Source organism: Streptomyces sp. NPDC006365 (genome assembly GCF_042870755.1).
Classification (GTDB): domain Bacteria; phylum Actinomycetota; class Actinomycetes; order Streptomycetales; family Streptomycetaceae; genus Streptomyces; species Streptomyces xiangluensis.
On sequence record NZ_JBIAHS010000002.1, the window covers coordinates 404,210 to 420,567 of the forward strand.

The 16,358-nt window shown below is 71.5% G+C and carries 15 protein-coding genes; 12 read left to right on the forward strand and 3 right to left on the reverse strand.

Features of this window, described 5'->3' with window-relative positions:
* The first annotated feature begins 12 nt into the window (after positions 1-12).
* On the forward strand, positions 13-1,245 hold the full coding sequence (gene hemW / locus ACFYO0_RS06955) for a radical SAM family heme chaperone HemW (RefSeq protein WP_388671798.1): 1,233 nt from the start codon (positions 13-15) through the stop codon (positions 1,243-1,245).
* Between the two features lie 199 nt (positions 1,246-1,444).
* Here hemW and ACFYO0_RS06960 read toward each other — a convergent pair whose 3' ends face one another.
* Both ACFYO0_RS06960 and ACFYO0_RS06965 read right to left on the reverse strand, forming a co-directional pair.
* Positions 1,445-2,248 (reverse strand): DUF3097 domain-containing protein, encoded by an 804-nt coding sequence (locus ACFYO0_RS06960; RefSeq protein WP_388671801.1) that lies wholly within the window; start codon positions 2,246-2,248, stop codon positions 1,445-1,447.
* A 25-nt stretch (positions 2,249-2,273) separates the two neighbouring features.
* On the reverse strand, positions 2,274-3,017 hold the full coding sequence (locus ACFYO0_RS06965) for an MBL fold metallo-hydrolase (RefSeq protein ID WP_388671804.1): 744 nt from the start codon (positions 3,015-3,017) through the stop codon (positions 2,274-2,276).
* A 223-nt stretch (positions 3,018-3,240) separates the two neighbouring features.
* Here ACFYO0_RS06965 and hrcA point away from each other — a divergent pair, with 223 nt between their 5' ends.
* The 11 genes from hrcA to ACFYO0_RS07020 all read left to right on the forward strand — a co-directional run bounded on the left by hrcA (position 3,241) and on the right by ACFYO0_RS07020 (position 15,921).
* Positions 3,241-4,257: a heat-inducible transcriptional repressor HrcA gene (gene hrcA, locus ACFYO0_RS06970; protein ID WP_388671807.1), complete on the forward strand. Its 1,017-nt coding sequence runs from the start codon at positions 3,241-3,243 to the stop codon at positions 4,255-4,257.
* Positions 4,258-5,394, forward strand: coding sequence for a molecular chaperone DnaJ (dnaJ, locus tag ACFYO0_RS06975; protein ID WP_388671810.1), 1,137 nt, complete (start codon positions 4,258-4,260; stop codon positions 5,392-5,394).
* Positions 5,395-5,667: 273 nt separating this feature from the next.
* Positions 5,668-6,750: a nitronate monooxygenase gene (locus tag ACFYO0_RS06980; protein ID WP_388671814.1), complete on the forward strand. Its 1,083-nt coding sequence runs from the start codon at positions 5,668-5,670 to the stop codon at positions 6,748-6,750.
* Positions 6,750-7,496, forward strand: coding sequence for a 16S rRNA (uracil(1498)-N(3))-methyltransferase (locus tag ACFYO0_RS06985; protein WP_388671817.1), 747 nt, complete (start codon positions 6,750-6,752; stop codon positions 7,494-7,496). Before ACFYO0_RS06980 ends, ACFYO0_RS06985 begins: the two co-directional genes overlap by 1 nt.
* Positions 7,497-7,706: 210 nt before the next feature.
* Positions 7,707-8,306 (forward strand): cysteine hydrolase family protein, encoded by a 600-nt coding sequence (locus tag ACFYO0_RS06990; protein ID WP_388671820.1) that lies wholly within the window; start codon positions 7,707-7,709, stop codon positions 8,304-8,306.
* Positions 8,307-8,316: 10 nt separating this feature from the next.
* Positions 8,317-9,228 carry a GlxA family transcriptional regulator gene (locus tag ACFYO0_RS06995; protein WP_388671823.1) on the forward strand — a complete coding sequence of 304 codons (912 nt, stop codon included), beginning with the start codon at positions 8,317-8,319 and terminating at the stop codon, positions 9,226-9,228.
* Positions 9,229-9,314: 86 nt separating this feature from the next.
* A complete protein-coding gene (locus tag ACFYO0_RS07000) occupies positions 9,315-9,923 on the forward strand; it encodes a hypothetical protein (RefSeq protein ID WP_388671826.1) in 609 nt (202 codons plus the stop codon).
* 102 nt (positions 9,924-10,025) lie between these two features.
* Positions 10,026-13,262 carry a S41 family peptidase gene (locus ACFYO0_RS07005; protein WP_388671829.1) on the forward strand — a complete coding sequence of 1,079 codons (3,237 nt, stop codon included), beginning with the start codon at positions 10,026-10,028 and terminating at the stop codon, positions 13,260-13,262.
* Between the two features lie 182 nt (positions 13,263-13,444).
* Positions 13,445-13,798 (forward strand): histidine triad nucleotide-binding protein, encoded by a 354-nt coding sequence (locus ACFYO0_RS07010; RefSeq protein WP_344396892.1) that lies wholly within the window; start codon positions 13,445-13,447, stop codon positions 13,796-13,798.
* Positions 13,799-13,813: 15 nt separating this feature from the next.
* Positions 13,814-14,719 carry a ribonuclease Z gene (locus ACFYO0_RS07015; protein WP_388671832.1) on the forward strand — a complete coding sequence of 302 codons (906 nt, stop codon included), beginning with the start codon at positions 13,814-13,816 and terminating at the stop codon, positions 14,717-14,719.
* Between the two features lie 89 nt (positions 14,720-14,808).
* Positions 14,809-15,921 (forward strand): carbohydrate kinase family protein, encoded by a 1,113-nt coding sequence (locus ACFYO0_RS07020; protein WP_388671835.1) that lies wholly within the window; start codon positions 14,809-14,811, stop codon positions 15,919-15,921.
* A 64-nt stretch (positions 15,922-15,985) separates the two neighbouring features.
* On the opposite strand, the gene ACFYO0_RS07025 is transcribed toward ACFYO0_RS07020, so the two are convergent.
* Positions 15,986-16,333, reverse strand: a complete 348-nt coding sequence (locus ACFYO0_RS07025; RefSeq protein WP_388671838.1) for a cytidine deaminase — start codon at positions 16,331-16,333, stop codon at positions 15,986-15,988.
* Between the last annotated feature and the right edge of the window lie 25 nt (positions 16,334-16,358).

The window sequence follows — 16,358 nt, forward strand, 5'->3', positions numbered from 1 at the left end:
ACAATGGAAGGCATGCCTTCCGCACTTCCCGACGGCGAGCCCGTCCCCGACGACGGGACACTGCCCGCGCACGCCCTGGCGGGCGCGGCCTCGCGCCCTCTCGGGTTCTATCTGCATGTGCCGTACTGCGCGACGCGCTGCGGCTACTGCGACTTCAACACGTACACCGCGACCGAGCTGCAGGGCAGCGGGGGCGTGCTCGCCTCCCGCGACAACTACGCGTCGACCCTGATCGACGAGATCCGGTTGGCTCGCAAGACCCTGGGCGACGACCCTCGTCCGGTCCGCACGGTCTTCGTCGGCGGCGGTACGCCCACGCTGCTGGCCGCCGCTGATCTCGTACGGATGCTGGGGGCGATCCGGGAGGAGTTCGGGCTCGCGGAGGATGCGGAGATCACGACGGAGGCGAATCCGGAGTCGGTGGATCCGTCGTATCTGGCTGCCCTGCGGGCCGGGGGCTTCAACCGGGTCTCGTTCGGGATGCAGAGCGCCCGACAGCATGTGCTGAAGGTGCTCGACCGTACGCATACGCCGGGGCGCCCCGAGGCGTGTGTCGCCGAGGCGCGGACGGCGGGGTTCGAGCATGTGAACCTGGACCTGATCTATGGGACGCCGGGGGAGTCGGACGATGACTGGCGGGCGTCGTTGGAGGCGGCTCTGGGGGCCGGGCCGGACCATGTGTCGGCGTACGCGTTGATCGTCGAGGAAGGGACGCAGCTGGCGCGGCGGATCCGGCGGGGCGAGGTTCCGATGACGGACGACGACGTGCACGCGGACCGGTACCTGATCGCGGACGAGGTGCTGTCGGGGGCGGGGTTCGAGTGGTACGAGGTGTCGAACTGGGCCACGTCCGGGGCTGGGCGGTGTCTGCACAACGAGTTGTACTGGCGGGGGGCCGACTGGTGGGGGGCGGGACCCGGCGCGCACAGCCATGTGGGGGGTGTGCGGTGGTGGAACGTGAAGCATCCTGGCGCGTATGCGAGCGCCTTGGCGGCGGGCAAGTCGCCTGGCGCCGGGCGTGAGCTCCTCTCCGAGGAGGACCGTCGGGTGGAGCGGATCCTGCTGGAGCTGCGGCTCCGGGAGGGCTGCCCGCTGTCCTTGCTCAGGCCGGACGGGCTCGCGGCGTCACGGCGGGCGCTGGGCGAGGGACTTCTGGAGGCGGGCCCGTACGACGAGGGCCGCGCCGTTCTCACGTTGCGGGGGCGGTTGCTGGCGGATGCGGTGGTGCGGGACCTGGTGGACTGAAGGGGTTTTCGCCCCCGCCGCCCCTACCCGTCCCATCCTCGGGGCACTGCCCCGAACTCCCCCCCGCCATGGGCTCTGCCCCCGGACCCCGCTGGGGGCTTCGCCCTCAGGCCCCGATTGGCCTGAACGGCCTCGTCCTCAATCGCCGGACAGGCTGAATTTCAGCCTGTCCGTGGCGAAACCCTGCCGCACACAGCCTTCACTCCGCCGCCGTGACGAAGTCGATCAGTTCCTCCACCCTCCCCAGCAGCGCCGGCTCCAGATCCCTGTACGAGCGCACCGAGCCAAGGATCCGCTCCCACGCCGCCCCCGTGTTCTCCGGCCAGCCCAGCGCCCGGCAGACGCCCGTCTTCCAGTCCTGCCCATGGGGCACGCGGGGCCACCCCTCGACCCCCGCCGACGACGGCTTCACCGCCTCCCAGACGTCGATGTACGGATGGCCCACCACCAACGCGTACTCACTCGTCACCGCCTGCGCGATCCGGGACTCCTTGCTGCCCGGCACCAGGTGGTCGACCAGGACGCCCAGGCGGGCGTCGGGGCCAGGGGCGAAGTCCTCGACGATGGACGGGAGGTCGTCGATGCCCTCCAGGTACTCGACGACCACGCCCTCGATGCGCAGGTCGTCGCCCCAGACCTTCTCGACCAGTTCCGCGTCGTGGCGACCCTCCACGTAGATGCGCCCGGCCCGGGCCACGCGGGCGCGGGCGCCGGGGACGGCCACCGAGCCGGAGGCCGTGCGTGTGGGACGCACCGGCGCCGACGACGGACGTACGAGCGTGACCACCCGGCCCTCCAGCAGGAAGCCGCGCGGCTCCAGCGGGAACACGCGGTGTTTGCCGAAGCGGTCCTCCAGCGTGACCGTGGCCGCCTCGCAGCGGATCACGGCGCCGCAGAAGCCGGTGCCGGGCTCCTCGACGACCAGGCCCGGCTCCGCCGGGACCTCCGCTACCGGCTTGGACTTCTTCCAGGGAGGGGTCAGATCCGGTGAGTACTGGCGCATTCGGCAGACGATACCTTCGCGACCTTCACGAGACCCCGAAACGCCTTGCCAGCGCGTCCCGTTGGGCTCGGACAAAGGCCGCGTCCACCGCGGCGCCGTGCCCGGGGACGTACACCGCGTCCTCGCCGCCCAGGGCCAGCAGGCGGTCCAGGGCCGCGGGCCAGTGGGACGGTACGGCGTCGGGTCCGGCCTGGGGTTCGCCGGACTCCTCGACCAGATCGCCGCAGAAGACGACCTCCGGGCAGTCCGCACCGGGCGTGCCCGGGACCAGTACCGCCAGATCGTGGGGCGTATGGCCGGGGCCCACGTTCGCCAGCAGGACCTGTCGGCCGCCGCCCAGGTCCAGGGTCCACTCGCCGGACACCAGGTGCCGCGGCCGGACGAGGAGATCCGCCGCCTCGGCCGCCTCGATCGGATCGGCGCCATTGCGTACGGCGTCCGCGCGCAGCTCTTCGCGGTCGTGAACGAGCACCCGGTCAACGCCCACCGCTCCGAAAACCTCGACCCCGGCGAACGCCGCCGCCCCGAAGACATGGTCGAAGTGGGGATGCGTGAGCGCGAGATGGGTGACCCTGTCACCCCCGAGGAGCTCTTGCGCCTCCGTACGCAGCCGTACGCCCTCCGGCACGCTCGACCCCGCGTCGACCATGAGCGCCGCCCCGTCGCCCACCACCAGGCCGACCGTGCAGTCCCACACGGGAAGACGGCACCGCCCGACTCGGGGTGTCAGCTCCTCCCACCCCGACTCCACCCAGCCCGTGTTCAGCATCCCGCGGACTCTTCCCAAGTCACCGTCATGCAACGACGCTAGCTGTATGTCCCCGACAGAGCAGGACATGCCCGTACACCTCGGATCGGCGGCTCGAGTCCGCCCTTGCCGGGGCGCTACCCCACGGCCGTACACTTGAGCCGGGATGCTGGCACTCGTACGCGCTGAGTGCCAACCGCAGACAGGCGATGCCCACGGGAAAGACCAGCTGGAGGTGTGCGCGATGCTCAGTGAACGCAGGCTCGAAGTGCTCCGCGCCATCGTCCAGGACTACGTGGGCACGGAAGAGCCGGTGGGCTCCAAGGCGCTCACCGAGCGGCACAGCCTCGGAGTCTCCCCGGCGACGGTGCGCAACGACATGGCCGCGCTGGAGGACGAGGGCTACATCGCGCAGCCCCACACCAGCGCCGGACGCATCCCCACGGACAAGGGCTACCGCCTCTTCGTCGACAAGCTCGCGGGCGTCAAGCCGATGACGGCGCCCGAGCGACGGGCGATCCAGAACTTCCTCGACGGCGCGGTCGATCTGGACGACGTGGTGGGCCGGACCGTACGACTGCTGGCGCAGCTCACCAGGCAGGTCGCCGTGGTGCAGTATCCGTCCCTGACGCGTTCGACGGTGCGGCACGTGGAGCTGCTGTCGCTGGCTCCGGCCCGCGTCATGCTCGTACTGATCACGGACACGGGTCGGGTCGAGCAGCGCATGGTCGACTGCCCGGCACCGTTCGGGGAGGCGTCCCTGGCGGATCTACGCGCGCGGCTCAACAGCCGGGTCGCGGGCCGCCGTTTCACGGACGTCCCGCAGCTGGTGCAGGACCTGCCCGAGGCCTTCGAGGCCGAGGACCGCGGCACGGTCTCGACGGTGCTCTCCACCCTCCTGGAGACGCTCGTCGAGGAGACCGAGGAGCGGCTGATGATCGGCGGCACCGCCAATCTCACCCGCTTCGGACATGACTTTCCCCTCACGATCCGGCCTGTTCTGGAAGCATTGGAGGAGCAGGTCGTCCTCCTCAGACTCCTTGGTGAGGCAAGCGATTCGGGCATGACGGTGCGGATCGGTCATGAGAACGCCTATGAGGGACTCAACTCCACTTCGGTCGTCTCCGTCGGTTACGGTTCGGGCGGCGAGGCAGTAGCCAAACTCGGCGTGGTCGGACCGACCCGCATGGATTACCCGGGAACGATGGGAGCGGTACGAGCGGTGGCACGGTACGTCGGACAGATCCTGGCGGAGTCGTAAGTGGCCACGGACTACTACGCCGTACTCGGCGTGCGCCGCGACGCGTCACAGGACGAGATCAAGAAGGCCTTCCGGAGACTCGCCCGCGAGCTGCATCCGGACGTCAATCCTGATCCGAAGACGCAGGAGCGGTTCAAGGAGATCAACGCCGCGTACGAGGTGTTGTCGGACCCGCAGAAGAAGCAGGTCTACGACCTCGGCGGCGACCCGCTGTCCCAGGCGGGCGCCGGTGGCGCGGGTGGCTTCGGCGCCGGCGGCTTCGGGAACTTCTCGGACATCATGGACGCGTTCTTCGGTACGGCGTCGCAGCGCGGGCCGCGCTCGCGCACCCGCCGCGGCCAGGACGCGATGATCCGCCTGGAGATCGAGCTCGACGAGGCGGCCTTCGGGACGACGAAGGACATCCAGGTCGACACGGCGATCGTGTGCACCACGTGCAGCGGTGAGGGCGCGGCGCCGGGGACCTCGGCGCAGACGTGTGACATGTGCCGTGGCCGTGGTGAGGTCTCGCAGGTCACGCGGTCCTTCCTCGGCCAGGTCATGACGTCCCGGCCCTGCCCGCAGTGCCAGGGCTTCGGCACGGTCGTACCGAACCCGTGCCCGGAGTGCGCGGGCGACGGACGCGTCCGCTCCCGCCGGACCCTGACCGTGAAGATCCCGGCCGGTGTCGACAACGGCACGCGGATCCAGCTCGCCGGAGAGGGCGAGGTCGGTCCCGGCGGCGGGCCCGCCGGAGACCTCTACGTCGAGATCCACGAGGTCCCGCACCCCGCCTTCCAGCGCCGCGGCGACGATCTGCACTGCACGGTCACCCTCCCGATGACCGCGGCGGCGCTCGGCACGAAGGTCCCGCTGGAGACACTCGACGGCATGGAGGAGGTCGACATCCGCCCGGGCACGCAGTCCGGCCAGTCGATCCCGCTGCACGGCCGCGGCATCACGCATCTGCGCGGCGGCGGTCGCGGCGACCTCATCGTCCACGTCGAGGTCCAGACTCCGAACAAGCTCGATGTGGAGCAGGAGCGGCTGCTGCGCGAGCTGGCCAAGCTGCGGGGGGAGGAACGGCCTACGGGGCAGTTCCAGCCCGGGCAGCAAGGGTTGTTCTCGCGGCTGAAGGATGCCTTCAACGGGCGCTGACGTGGGCGGGTAGGTCCGGTCGGCCGGGGGACCAGGGGTTGGCCCCCCGGGTGGGCACAGTCAGCCCGGGCAGCAAGGGTCTCGCGGCTGAAGGATGCCTTTGACGGGCGCTGATCGCGGGCAGGCTGGCCGGCTTCGACCGTCGCCGAACGGGGCTTGTTCTCGTGCCCGCAGGGCTTCCCTGCCGGTGCTGACCGGCGCCCACTTCCCCTGGCCTATGCCAGGTGAAAGGCCGGATTCGGTCCTCTCCGGGGGACGTGACAACATGCCGTCATGTCCTCCGCACTGACCGATCTTTTCCCCCTTCCGATCGTGCAGGCCCCGATGGCGGGCGGCGTCTCCGTGCCGCAGCTCGCCGCGGCCGTGTCCGAGGCAGGGGGGCTCGGTTTTCTCGCCGCCGGCTACAAGACGGCCGACGGCATGTATCAGGAGATCAAGCAGCTGCGCGGGGCGACGAACCGGCCCTTCGGCGTGAACCTCTTCATGCCGCAGCCCGAGTACGCCGACCCCGCCACCGTCGAGGTCTACGCCAACCAGCTGGCCGGCGAGTCGGCCTGGTACGAGACCAAGCTGGGCGACCCCGACAGCGGACGCGACGACGGCTACGACGCCAAACTCGCCGTGCTCCTCGACAACCCGGTGCCGATCGTCTCCTTCCACTTCGGCTGCCCCACGCGCGAGGTCCTGGACTCCCTCACCCGTGCCGGCACGTTCACCATGGTCACCGCGACCACCGTCGAGGAGGCGCAGGCCGTGGAGCGGGCGGGCGCCGGCGCGGTGATCGTGCAGGGCGTCGAGGCGGGCGGCCACCAGGGCACCCACCGCGACAACCCGGAGACGGACGGCTCCGGCATCGGACTGCTCTCCCTGATCGCGCAGGTCCGCGAGGCCGTACGACTCCCGATCGTCGCGGCCGGCGGCATCATGCGCGGCGGCCAGATCGCCGGCGCGCTCGCCGCGGGCGCCACCGCCGCCCAGCTCGGCACTGCCTTCCTCGCCACGCACGAGTCCGGAGCGAACGCCCTGCACAAGCAGGCGCTCACCAACCCCCTCTTCGTACGTACGGAGCTGACGCGCGCCTTCTCCGGTCGCCCGGCCCGCGGCCTGGTGAACCGCTTCATGCGCGAGCACGGTCCGTACGCCCCCGCCGCGTACCCCCAGGTCCACCACCTCACCTCCGGCCTGCGCAAGGCGGCGGCCAAGGCCGGGGACGCGCAGGGGATGGCGCTGTGGGCGGGGCAGGGGCACCGGCTCGCCCGCGATCTGCCGGCGCAGCAGCTGGTCGAGGTGCTCGCGGACGAACTGGCCGCGGCGAAGTCGGCCCTGGCGGCCTTGCCCGGCGGGGGTGCCGTCTGATGACCGCGCCGGTGTTCGTGGTGGACGAGGTGCCGGCCGGTCCGGAGTTCGTTCTCGGCGGCCCGGAGGGGCGGCACGCCGTGTCCGTGAAACGGCTCCGGCCGGGCGAGGACGTAGTGCTGACGGACGGCCGCGGGCGCTGGACGGAGGGCGTGGTGAAGGCGGCCGAGGGCAAGGACCGGCTGGTGGTCGCCGAACTCCACGAGGTCCACGAGGAGCCGGAGCCGACGCCCCGTATCACCGTCGTCCAGGCCCTCCCGAAGGGCGACCGGGGCGAACTCGCCGTCGAGACGATGACGGAGACGGGCGTCGACGAGATCGTCCCCTGGGCGGCCGCCCGCTGCATCACACAGTGGAAGGGCGACCGTGGCCTCAAGGCCCTCACCAAATGGCGGGCCACCGCCCGCGAGGCGGGCAAACAGTCGCGCCGAGTCCGTTTCCCCCACATCACGGATCCGATGACGACCAAGCAGGTCGCCGCACTCCTCACCACGGCGGACTTCGCGGCAGTCCTCCACGAGGACCGCTCCCACCCGAGCGAGCCACTCGCCACCACCGAACTGCCCACCTCCGGCTCGATCGTGCTCGTGGTGGGTCCTGAAGGCGGCGTGTCTCCGGAGGAGTTGGAGGCCTTCGCCCATGCGGGGGCGAAGGCGTATCGGCTGGGGCGCAGTGTGCTGCGTACGTCGACGGCGGGTACGGCGGCGACGGCGCTGCTGCTGGGGCGCACGGGCCGCTGGTCCTGACGTCGGTGGCCGGCGCGGCGGCGAGTGTACGGAGCTCCGCCGGGGCCAACTTCCGGAGCGGGGTGTCGGGGCGTTGCCCAAGGCGCTCACCCGTCTCCTCGCGCCCTGCCGCAATTGCTCAGCTGCCAGTCTTGCCGATGACCAGATCGGTCCGCTGCCGGACCCGATGCGGCCTGTCGCCGCCATGCCCCGGGGCTCAAGCTTGGGGACATGACCCGAGCACTGATCGTCATCGATGTCCAGGAGTCCTTCCGTGCCCGTCCGCTGTGGGCGGCCATCTCCGACCCGAAGATCGCCGACCAGGTGAACCGCCTCGTGCGGCTCGCCCGGCAGGCCGGGGACCTGGTGGTGTGGGTACTGCACACCGCGCCCGGCACCGGCGATGTCTTCGACCCGGCACTCGGCCATGTCCGGCTGATGGAGGAGCTGGAGCGAGCCGATGGGGAGCCACTGCTCCACAAGACTTCGCACAACGCCTTCACCACCACCAACCTGCAGCAACTCCTCACCGAGCGCGGCATCCGCGAACTCACCGTCTGCGGCATCCGCACCGAGCAGTGCGTGGAGACCACCACCCGCCTCGCCTCCGATCTCGGCTACCAGGTCACCTTCGTCACCGACGCGACCGCGACCAACCCCCTCGCGCACCGCGACGCTCCCGCCGGCCAGAGCGTCGCCGAGCTGCTGGCCGACCCGCGCACGCTGTCTGCCGAAGAGGTCATCCGGCGCACCGAGTACGCCCTCGCCGGACGTTTCGCCACCATCGCGACGGTCGACCAGCTGGAGGCCGCGGCAGGACGTCAGGCATGATGACCGAATCGTGAGCCACGTCGTCTTCTTCCTGGTGCCCGGAGTCCACTTGCTGGACCTGGCCGGCCCCGCGCAGGTCTTCTCCACGGCCGCCGGCTTCGGGCACCCCTACACGCTCACCTACGTCGCCGAGCAGCCACAGGTCTCCACCGCCCAGGGGCTGCCGCTGGTGGCCGGGCTGAAGTGGCCCGAGCTCGGGTCCGAGGATCTGATCGTGGTGCCCGGCTGGCGGACCGTCACCCTGACCGACGGCGACCCCGCCATCGGCGCCCCCTCCCTGCAGGTCCTCCGGGACCACCACGCCGGGGGCGGAACGGTGGCCAGCGTCTGCGCCGGAGCCAAGGCGCTCGGCCGGGCCGGCCTGCTCGACGGCCGCCACTGCACCACCCACCACGACGTGCAGGACGAGCTGGCCCTGCGCCACCCCAAGGCGGTGGTCGTCCGCGACGTCCTGTTCACCGCCGACGACCGGGTGATCACCTCGGCCGGCATCGCCAGCGGCATCGATCTGGCCCTGCACCTGGTCGCTAACCGGCACGGCCCGGCCGTCGCCGCCCAGGTGGCCCGGAACATGGTCGTCTACGCCCGCCGCAACGGCCACGAGCCGCAGTCCAGCGCGATGCTCCGGCATCGGTCCCACCTCGACGACACGGTGCACCGCGCCCAGGACCTCATCGACGCCCGCTTCGCCCAACCACTCCCGCTGTCCTCCCTGGCCTCGGCGGTCGGCGTCAGCGAGCGCACCCTCACCCGTCTCTTCAGCCGAGCCACCGGGCTCACCCCACTGCGGTACCAGCAGACTCTCCGCCTCGAACGCGCCCAGCACCTCATCAGCCACGGCGCGACGATCGACGCCGCCGCCCGCTCAGTCGGTTTCGAGGACCCCCGCATGCTGCGCCGCCTCCGCGCCCGCACCGCCTGACGGCGTCAGGCCCTCTGCGCGCGCCCGGCTCAGCGTGGCCACATGCGGTCTACCGCGCCCCCGGACGTAGTGGCACCCTGCCACCCATGGGGGCATTGAGGCGCATACGGCACGGTTTACAGGGGCGGCGGCGAGGCCCGGTCGTGGCCGGGTTCGCGGTGGTCGCCGTCCTCGGGATGGCCGCCTGCGAGCCCGGCGACGGGCTGAGTTCCGCCGCCGTGGCGATCACCACCGATCAGGTCGGGACACGGGAACTCGAGCGGCAGGGCGTCGCTGTGCGGTGGATCAGCTGCACGGCCTCGTACGGGGACAACGCGACCGCCGGGAGTTCGCCGAGCGCGCGGAGTGTGGCGACCGTCGACTGTGTGGGCGAGGACAAGGACGGACGGGACATCACGATCAAGGGAAAGGTGACGCAGGAGGTCGACGGGAGGTGTGTGCGGGGGGATCTGACCGCCAGGGTCGGCGGCAAGGAGTGGTTCAGGGCGGATGTGCTCGGCAACTGCGATGCGGCCGACCCGGCCACCACCGCCCCCACCTCGACGCCACCCGACGACGACCAGGGCTCCACCCCGCCCGTCGACCACCGCACCACCCCGCCGCACGAGCAGCCCGGGCCCACCGTCACTGTGACCGTGACCAAAACCGTCACCGAGCGCCCAAGCCCCACCTGCTCCTGCCAACCGGGGAAGTGATCCAAAGCTCTGGCCGGAGGCGGGACCGCTGCATAGGGTGATCGGGTGACACAGACCGCATCCGCTGCATCCCATGCTTCCGCTGCGTCCGCAGCGTTCTCAGTGTCCGCAGCGTCCTCAGCGTCCTCAGCGTCCTCAGCGTCCTCGACTTATCTCCGGTATCCGCATCTCCATGGCGAGTTGATCACCTTCACCGCCGAGGACGACGTCTGGGTCGCGCCCCTCGACGGAGGTCGCGCCTGGCGGGTCAGCGCGGACAACGTCCCTGTGAACCATCCGCGCATCTCCCCGGACGGTACGGCCCTCGCCTGGACGTCCACCCGCGACGGCGCCCCCGAGGTGCACATCGCCCCCATAGACGGTGGCTCAGCCAAGCGCCTTACGTACTGGGGCAGTTGGCGGACCCAGGTACGCGGCTGGACACCGGACGGCCAGGTGCTCGCACTCAGCACCTACGGCGAGGCCAGCCTGCGGCGCAGCTGGGCGCGGGCCGTACCACTCGACGGCGGTCCCGCAACCACCCTCCCCTACGGGCCTGTTGGCGGCGTCGCCCACGGCCCCGCCGGCGGCGTCGTCCTGCTGTCGGCGCCCATGGGCCGCGAGGCCGCCTGGTGGAAGCGGTACCGGGGCGGCACGGCGGGCAAGCTGTGGATCGACAGCGAAGGCGAGGGCGAGTTCGTACGGCTGCATGCTGACCTGGACGGGAATCTCGAGTACCCGTCGTGGGTCGGGGAGAGGGTCGTCTTTCTCTCCGATCACGAGGGTGTGGGGGCGGTCTACTCCTCCCTCGCCGACGGTTCGGATCTGCGGCGGCACACGGCGGTTGACGGTTTTTACGCCCGGCACGCGGCGACCGACGGCACGCGCGTCGTGTACGCGTCCGCCGGTGAGCTGTGGATCCTCGACGACCTGGACGGGGCCGAGCCGCGGCGGCTCGACATCCGGCTCGGCGGGCAGCGCGTCGACCTGCAGCCGCATCCCGTGAACGCGTCCCGCTGGTTCGGGGCCGGCGCTCCCGACCACACCGGACGCGGCAGTGCCATCGCCGTGCGCGGTGCTGTCCACTGGGTCACCCACCGTTCGGGGCCCGCCCGGGCGTTGGCCGCCGAGCAGGGCGTACGGGCCCGGCTGCCGCGGACGTTCCGCGTGGACGGCGAGGAGCATGTGGTGTGGGTGACGGACGCGGAGGGCGAGGACGCGCTGGAGTTCGCGCCCGCCACCGGGGCCGCACCAGGTGCGCCACCGCGCCGGCTCGCCGCCGGGCAGCTGGGCAGGGTGCTCGGGCTCGCGGTGGCGCCCGACGGCAGCCGCGCCGCCGTGGCCTCGCACGACGGGCGGGTACTGCTCGTCGAGCGGGAGACGGGAGAGGTACGGGAGGTCGACCGCAGCGAGGACGGAGACGTCTCCGGGCTGGTGTTCTCGCCCGACTCGGCCTGGCTGGCCTGGTCGCATCCCGGCCCGCGCCCGCTGCGCCACCTCAAGCTCGCCAACACCGCCGACCTGTCGGTGACCGAGGCGACCCCGCTCCGTTTCCGGGACTACGCGCCCGCGTTCACGCTGGACGGCAAGCACCTGGCGTTCCTGTCGGCCCGGTCCTTCGACCCGGTCTACGACGAGCATGTCTTCGACCTGGCGTTCGTCGGCGGCTCACGTCCGCACCTCATCACCCTCGCCGCCACCACCCCCTCCCCCTTCGGGCCGCAGCGGCACGGTCGTCCCTTCGACGCCCCCGACAAGGAGGAGACGCCCGACAGTGAGGGCGCCCCCACGACCCGTATCGACCTGGACGGACTACCCGACCGCATCGTGCCGTTCCCCGTCGAGGCCGCCCGCTACTCGCAACTGCGCGCCGCCAAGGACGGGGTGCTGTGGCTGCGTCACCCGGTGCGCGGCGTACTCGGCGCCTCCCGCGCCACTCCGGACGACGCGGACCCGAAGACGGACCTCGAGCGCTACGACCTCGTCCAGCAGCGTATCGAGCATCTCGCCTCGGACGCCGACCACTTCGCGGTCACCGGCGACGGCAAGCGGATCCTGCTGTGGACCGACGGCAAGCTCAAGGTCGTACCGAGCGACCGGCGCGCCTCGAACGACGACGAGAGCGACACCAACATCACCGTCGATCTGTCGCGGGTCCGCCAGAGCGTCGACCCGGCCGCCGAGTGGCGGCAGATGTACGACGAGGCCGGCCGCCTCATGCGCGACAACTTCTGGCGGCCTGACCTCGGCGGGGTCGACTGGGGCGGCGTACTCGACCGCTACCGGCCGGTGCTCGACCGGGTCGCCACGCACGACGACCTGGTGGACCTGCTGTGGGAGGTGCAGGGCGAGCTCGGGACCTCGCACGCGTACGTTACTCCGCGCGGCGGCTTCGGCGGCGGGGAGCGGCAGGGGCTGCTCGGCGCGGACATCTCCCGCCACGAGGACGGCAGTTGGCGTATCGACCGGATCCTGCCGTCGGAGACCTCCGACCCGGACGCACAGGCACCGCTCGCCGCGCCCGGTGTCGCGGTGCGCGCCGGCGACGCGATCGTCGCCGTCTCCGGGCGGCCGGTCGACCCGGTGACCGGGCCGGGCCCGCTGCTCGTCGGCACGGCGGGCAAACCCGTCGAGCTGACCATCTCCCCGTCCGGCGGCGGCGATCCACGCCACGCCGTGGTCGTCCCCATCTCCGACGAGGAGCCGCTGCGCTACCACGCGTGGGTCACCGACCGGCGCGCGTACGTCCACGAGAAGTCCGAGGGCCGGCTCGGCTACCTCCACGTGCCCGACATGGTCGGCTCCGGCTGGGCGCAGCTCCACCGTGACCTGCGCATCGAGGTCGCCAAGGAGGGCCTGGTCGTCGACCTCCGCGAGAACCGCGGCGGCCATACGTCCCAGCTCGTCGTCGAGAAGCTCGCCCGGCGCATCGTCGGCTGGGACCTGCCGCGAGGACTGCGCCCGTACAGCTACCCGGAGGACGCGCCGCGCGGCCCGGTCGTCGCCGTCGCCAACGAGTTCTCCGGCTCGGACGGCGACATCGTCAACGCGGCGATCAAGGCCCTCGGCATCGGACCGGTGGTCGGTACGCGTACCTGGGGCGGCGTCGTAGGCATCGACAGCCGTTACCGCCTCGTCGACGGCACGCTCGTCACCCAGCCCAAGTACGCGTTCTGGCTGGAGGGGTACGAATGGGGTGTCGAAAACCACGGCGTCGATCCGGACGTCGAGGTCATCCAGGCCCCACAGGACTACGCGACGGGACGCGACACCCAGCTGGACGAGGCGATCCGCATCGCACTGGCCGCGCTCTCGGAGAACCCGGCGAAGACGGCTCCCCTGTTGCCGGGGGTTGAGTGACGGGGGCTGCCGGGGTCTTTGTCTCGCCCCCGCCGCCCCTACCCGTCCCCTCCCTGGGGGCGGACTTCCAGAGGGCGGGGATGCGTGACGAGGGGCTTACGGCGGAGCCGCAGCCCCCCTCCCCGCCCCCACCGGTCGATACGATGCCGACGTAACGATCATCCAGCGTGAGGAGGCCGCGCATGGCAGGGGAACCGCAGGACGACTGTCTGTTCTGCAAGATCGTCGGAGGGAGGGTGCCGGCGACCGTTGTGCGGGAGACGGAGACGACCGTTGCCTTCCGTGACATCAACCCGCAGGCGCCCACGCACGTCCTGGTGATCCCGAAGGCCCACCACCGGGACGTCGCCACGCTCGCCGCCGCCGACCCCGCGGCCCTCGCCGACGTGGTGCGCGAGGCCGGTGAGGTCGCGGCCGACGAGAAGCTGGAGAGTTACCGCATCGTCTTCAACACCGGAAGCGGTGCCGGCCAGACCGTCTGGCACGTGCACGCGCACGTCCTGGGCGGCCGCGGCATGCAGTGGCCACCGGGATAACCGGAGCAACTCGACGTGTCCGTACGTGAATTGGTGGTCCTCGGCACCGCCAGCCAGGTCCCCACCCGGCATCGCAACCACAACGGCTATCTGCTGCGCTGGGACGGGGAGGGCCTGCTCTTCGACCCCGGCGAGGGGACGCAGCGGCAGATGCTGCGTGCCGGGGTCGCGGTCCATGACGTGCACCGGATCTGCGTCACGCACTTCCACGGCGACCACTCGCTGGGCCTCGCCGGAGTGATCCAGCGCATCAACCTCGACCGGGTTCCGCACGAGATCACCGCCCACTATCCGCGGTCCGGCCGGCGGTTCTTCGAACGGCTGCGGTACGCCACCGCCTACCGCGAGACCGTTCAGCTCACCGAAGCACCGGTCGCCGCGGACGGCGTACTCGCCGCCTCGAAGGCGTACACCTTGGAGGCCCGCAAGCTCGCCCACCCCGTCGAGTCGTACGGCTACCGGCTCGTCGAACCCGACGGACGGCGCATGCTGCCCGAACGGCTCGCCTCGTACGGGATCAAGGGGCCGGACGTGGGGCGGATCCAGCGGGAGGGAGTGCTGGGCGACGTCGCGCTGGAGGACGTGAGCGAGGTGCGGCGGGGGCAGCGGTTCGCGTTCGTCATGGACACCCGGCTGTGCGACGGCGTGTACGCGCTCGCGGAGAGGGCCGACATGCTCGTCATCGAGTCGACCTTCCTTGATGCGGACATCGAACTCGCCGTCGAATACGGCCATTTGACTGCTGGTCAGGCCGGCGGGGTCGCCCGGGACGCGGGCGTACGGCATCTCGTGCTGACACACTTCAGTCAGCGGTACTCCGAACCCGATGACTTCGAGCGGCAGGCGCGGGCCGCCGGGTTCGAAGGGGAGCTGACGGTGGCGCACGATCTGCTGCGGGTACCGCTTCCGAAGCGCCGGTGATCCGGCGGCGCGCGCTCACTGCCGCAGGGCGGCTGTCAGTGGTGTGGTGCACACTGGCTGGAAATCGCACCACCTCAGGGGAGCGCACCGTGACCACGCCCCACGGAGAGGGCCCGTACCACTGCCACGCCCACGTCGATCCGCTCGCCGGGCTGCGCACACCCGGCGACCCGCCCTGGGACGTGTACCTCACCGGCACCGTCTTCCTCGACATCATCTTCACCGGCCTGGACTCCGCCCCCGTACGCGGTACCGAGTCCTGGGCGCGCGGCATGGGCTCGAGCCCCGGAGGCGTCGCCAACATGGCGACCGCGCTGGCCCGCCTCGGTCTGAAGACCTCCCTGGCGGCGGCCTTCGGGGACGATCACTACGGGGAGTACTGCTGGGACGCCCTGGAACACGGCGAGCACATCGACCTGTCCTCGTCCCGCACGGTGCCCCACTGGCACTCCCCGGTCACCGTCTCCATGGCGTACGAGGGCGAGCGGACCATGGTCAGCCACGGCCACGAACCGCCCCCGGAGGAGCCGGCTCCCGACTGCCCGCCATCCGCGCGTGCCGCCATCGCCTCGCTGACGCCCGGCACACGCGCGCCCTGGATCGCGCAGGCCGCACGCAAGGGCGCCCGGATCTTCGCCGACGTCGGCTGGGACGACACCGGCCGCTGGGACCTCGCCGGACTCCCCGACCTGGAGCACTGCGAGGCCTTCCTCCCGAACGCCGAGGAGGCCATGCGCTACACCCGCACCCCCTGCCCCCGCGAGGCCGCCCGCGCCCTCACCGACCGCGTACCGCTCGCCGTCGTCACCCTCGGCGCGGAAGGTGCGTACGCCGTCGACGGACGCACGGGAGAGACCGCCGACGTCCCCGCCATCGCCGTCGAGGCCCTCGACCCCACCGGCGCCGGCGACGTCTTCGTGGCCGGCTTCGTCACCGGCACCCTGGCCGGCTGGCCCCTGGCGGATCGCCTCGCCTTCGCCGGCCTCACGGCAGCCCTCTCCGTCCAGGAGTTCGGCGGCTCCCTCTCCGCCCCCGGCTGGACCGAGATCGCCGCCTGGTGGCGCCGCGTTCAGACGTACGACGACCAGGACCCGTCCGCACTCAGGCGGTACGCCTTCCTGGAGGCGCTCCTCCCAGAGGACGCCAGGCCCTGGCCGCTGCGGCGGGCGGTGCCGACGATCGGGTTCCGGACGTCGGCGTGAGTGCGCGGTTCCCTTTCCCGGAGCCCCTGGCTTCGGGAAGGGTGGACATGGGGAAAGAAACCCCTCACCCAGCCGTCGCAGACACCCGCACCACCCCGTCCACCCCCGCCAGGAACACCGGCGTAGTGGCCCCGCCAAGGTCCCGCACAGCCGCCAGGTCGCCGTCCTCCAAGGATTCGGCCTCGCTCACCACCGCGGCAGCCTCCAACGACTTCGCTCCCGACGCCACGGCCATCGCCACCGCGGTCTGCAGAGCAGTGAGCCGCAGGGAGGCCAGGTCAACGGTTCCGGCGACATACGTACGGCCGGTCTCGTCTCGTACGGCCGCCCCTTCGGGCACACCGTTGCGGGCCCGAGCGGAACGAGCCAGGGTGACGATCTTGCGGTCCTCGGGATCAAGCGTCTCGGTCATGCCCTGAGCATACGAAGCCCGAGAC